Source organism: Mycobacterium sp. (assembly GCF_035653355.1).
Taxonomy (GTDB): Bacteria; Actinomycetota; Actinomycetes; order Mycobacteriales; family Mycobacteriaceae; genus Mycobacterium.
Genome location: NZ_DASRBZ010000672.1, coordinates 1 through 3,126 on the forward strand (window position 1 = coordinate 1; position 3,126 = coordinate 3,126).

Annotated in this window: 5 protein-coding genes; 1 reads left to right on the forward strand and 4 read right to left on the reverse strand. The window is 66.6% G+C overall.

What is annotated here, in order from left to right:
- From VFA16_RS23010 to VFA16_RS23020, 3 genes are all read right to left on the reverse strand, one after another.
- Positions 1 to 383 (reverse strand): LLM class flavin-dependent oxidoreductase (locus VFA16_RS23010; protein WP_324970059.1); only part of this gene is annotated, 383 nt, incomplete at its 3' end.
- A gap of 37 nt (positions 384 to 420) precedes the next feature.
- Positions 421 to 1,263 (reverse strand): dienelactone hydrolase family protein, encoded by an 843-nt coding sequence (locus tag VFA16_RS23015; protein WP_324970060.1) that lies wholly within the window; start codon positions 1,261 to 1,263, stop codon positions 421 to 423.
- A 35-nt stretch (positions 1,264 to 1,298) separates the two neighbouring features.
- A complete protein-coding gene (locus tag VFA16_RS23020) occupies positions 1,299 to 1,748 on the reverse strand; it encodes a cupin domain-containing protein (RefSeq protein ID WP_324970061.1) in 450 nt (149 codons plus the stop codon).
- A 68-nt stretch (positions 1,749 to 1,816) separates the two neighbouring features.
- Here VFA16_RS23020 and VFA16_RS23025 point away from each other — a divergent pair, with 68 nt between their 5' ends.
- Entirely contained in the window at positions 1,817 to 2,224 is a 408-nt protein-coding gene (locus VFA16_RS23025) for a hypothetical protein (protein WP_324970062.1), read from the forward strand.
- Positions 2,225 to 2,455: 231 nt separating this feature from the next.
- Here VFA16_RS23025 and VFA16_RS23030 read toward each other — a convergent pair whose 3' ends face one another.
- A complete protein-coding gene (locus tag VFA16_RS23030; protein ID WP_324970063.1) occupies positions 2,456 to 2,983 on the reverse strand; it encodes a nitroreductase/quinone reductase family protein in 528 nt (175 codons plus the stop codon).
- Positions 2,984 to 3,126: the final 143 nt, after the last annotated feature.

Below are 3,126 nucleotides of genomic sequence, written 5' to 3' on the forward strand. Positions count from 1 at the left end.
TGCCGCCGCCACACCCGACGGCAAATGTCCACCACTTCACGGGTGCGGCCCAGGGGCGCGTCGAATTCGACGCCGTGAAACCCCTCGATCACTTGCGGTCCAGAGGTGCCGAGACCCAGGTGGAATCGGCCGTCGGACACGTAGTCCAGACCCGCGGCGGTCATGGCCAGCAGCGTCGGAGTGCGGGTGTAGATGGGCAATATTCCGGAGCCCAGCGTGATGGTGCTGGTTTTCGCCGCGAGATAGCCGAGCTGGCTGACTGCGTCGTAGGAGTACGCCTCCGCCACAAGCGCGATGTCGACACCGACCTTTTCCAGTTCGACGACGTGGTCGGCCGCTTCCTTGAAGCCGCCGGAGTAGTTCAGAGTGATCCCGAGGCGCATCATGACTTTGTAGCACCCGTCCGGTTGATCGGTTCCCTCACGGCTTGAGCAGCGCGACGATCTTCTCTTCGGGGCTCACGGATGCTGCTTCCGGCGGCACAGCTTGGGTCCTGGGCAGCTGCACGTCGCGATCGGCGAATTCTCGATACTTCTTGTCGCCGCCAAGCACATACAGCAGATAGCCGGTCAGCAGCGCCCGAATCGCCTTCTGCGTCTTGCGGTGTGGGCCGCCAAGTCCGAACGCCGTCGCCAGGCTGCGTCCCTCGACCAGTCCGCGCGGCTTGGCTTTGCTGACCACCCGCAAGGTGGCGCCGGCCCAGGCTTGGGAAAGCGTAATAGCGTTGGATTGCAACGTCTTCTCATCGCCCGGCGCGGCGAAAACCACGCCGGGCACTTTCAACGTCGCCGCCGGCTCCTCGGCCGGCGGTTTGGTGACGGTGGGGAAGATGGCAGCAACCGCCTTCGGCTTGTCCGGCATGCCGGCTGCCGCGAATACCGCTGCGGCGCCGCCGAAGCCGTGGCCGACCAGCCCCAGCTTGGTGGGATGCACGCTGATCTCGCCGCGGCCGAGTCGCACCCCGGCGGCGATGTCGAGCGCGGTGCCGACGTCGAACGCCAGGTTCAGCACCGAGGGAGCTAATCCCCGCTCGGTGTCGGGAGCGGCAGCGACGATGCCCCAGGACGCCAGATGCTCCAGTAGGCCGGAGTAGCGGTGAACACCGGTCAGCCAGTCATGGCCGAACGCAATTCCGGGTAGGTTCAGTCCCGACTGGGGGGTGTACACGACGCCCGGCAAACCAGCAAAAGCGAGGTCACCACGCAAAACGCGGTGCGGGCCACGACGAGTGAGGGCGGCGAGCAGTTTGCGCGTACGGGCCACGCGTTGACGGTAGCGCACCGGAGATACCCGCTGGATTACAGCGGGTAGAGCTCTGGGAGATTGACGACGATTGGCTCCTGTGTGCTGCGGGCGATGACGACCACAGCCGGCTCGTCCAGGCTGGGGTTCTCCTCTCGGTGGGGCAGATACGGCGGGATGAACACGTAGTCGCCGGGACTGGTCGACACCCGGACTTCTCGTGTGCCGTCGTGGAAGACGAAGTCGGGGTGGCCGCTGCGCACGAATATCGCTGTCTCGGATTCGCCGTGGTGATGGTTGGCCGAGGCCACCTGCGCGCCGACGTGTGTCTCGCCCATCCACAGCTTCTCGGACCCGACCGCGCGCCCGCTGATCGCGGCAAAGCGGTGCATGCCCTCGCTTTGCGGGGTGTCGTCATCGAGTTCCGACGACCGCACATGGCGCACGCGATTACGAGTGGACCGGTCGCTCGGGTGCAGGTCGGGATGAAACCCGTCGTGTGGCATTGCTTTCTCCTCGCGGTTGTCAGCATCTCTTAGGTTTGCATTGGAGTTCGACCGGGAAGAACTGTCATATGAAAAATTCGACATGTATCGCCGCATCAGCAGTGGCCCTTGCCGCCGGCCTGGGCTTGGCCGGTTTCGGGGTGGCTGGAGTCGCCGAAGCCCAACCCGGACCGTTCCCGGATTATCACTGGTGCCCGGGTCAATACTGGGATCCCGGCTGGGGTAACAACTGGGACTGGGGCCGTTGCCACGATGACTGGTATTACGACGGCGACCCGCACGACGCGGGCCATTGGCACGGGCAAGGACCGTGGCAGCCGGACAACTGGCAGCCTAACGGCGGTCCCGGCCCAGGTCCCGTGGGTCCCGGCGGGCAGCCCAACGGCGGTCCTGGCCCCGGTCCTTGGGTGCCCAATGGTGGACCGGGTGGGCCAGGCGGCCCCGGCGGACCCGGAGGCGGCCCCGGCGGGCACTGACCTGCCGCAGCCGGCACGGCCCCTTTGCGCAGGCTAGTCGGCCGCCTCAGGCGTGCGATAACGGCGCAGATGCCATGGCAGTTGGTTGCCGCGCCGGCCGTCGCGATGGACTAGTGCAGCCGTTCTTGGGGGGCGGCTGCACTACCCTCGCTAGTCGTTCGACGACTTCACGTGGCGCCCGCTAGCCGGGCCGTTCTTGCCGTCGCCACGACGTGACCGTGGCTCGAGTGCCTAACCTGCCGGCGTCAACCGCATCATTCGGATGGTCCGAACACCCTCGGTCCGCGCGGCGTAGTTGGCGTAGCCCGGGTAAAGATTGGCGGCGAGCGCGAACAGCCGGTCGCGCTCCTCGCCGGTTACCTCCTGCGCGATGAAACGGCCGCCGCGGTCGCCGATGTGCAATTCGCATTCTGGGTGGGCGAGCAGGTTGTGGAGCCAACCCGGATGCCGCTGGCCGCCGTAGTTGGAAGCCGTCAGGATCACCGAGTCCCCATCAGTGAAATAGGCCAGGGGAGTTTCGCGCCGCTGGCCGCTGCGTGCGCCCGTCGATGTCAAGACGACCATCGGAAGCGCGCCTGCCCCAAGGTTGACGTGGCCGCGTGTTGCCCGCATGATCGCCGCGTCCAGCGGGGCTGCGATCGTCCGGTGCACGGCTGCCCCGGGCCTGGTAGCGACCAGCGACAACAGTGCGCGCTTCCATGCCGCGGGGCGTGCGCGCGGGTCCGCGCGGGGAATCCCATTAATGGTGTCGTCAACCATGACCGGCCGATCGTATCCGCTGCACAACGCGCGTCCGCCGCTTTCCGCATCGCCCGCTCACGCCCACTTTTGGCTGAGGTTTGCACCGGCATCATTTTGGTCATCAACCCTCGGTGGGGCACCAACTGGGTCCGCGACCGCTG

Excerpts from the sequence above, each read along its gene's own strand:
- VFA16_RS23025 (WP_324970062.1), top strand. The coding sequence starts at position 1,817 with ATGAAAAATTCGACATGTATCGCCGCATCAGCAGTGGCCCTTGCCGCC.
- VFA16_RS23030 (WP_324970063.1), bottom strand. The coding sequence starts at position 2,983 with ATGGTTGACGACACCATTAATGGGATTCCCCGCGCGGACCCGCGCGCA.
- VFA16_RS23020 (WP_324970061.1), bottom strand. The coding sequence starts at position 1,748 with ATGCCACACGACGGGTTTCATCCCGACCTGCACCCGAGCGACCGGTCC.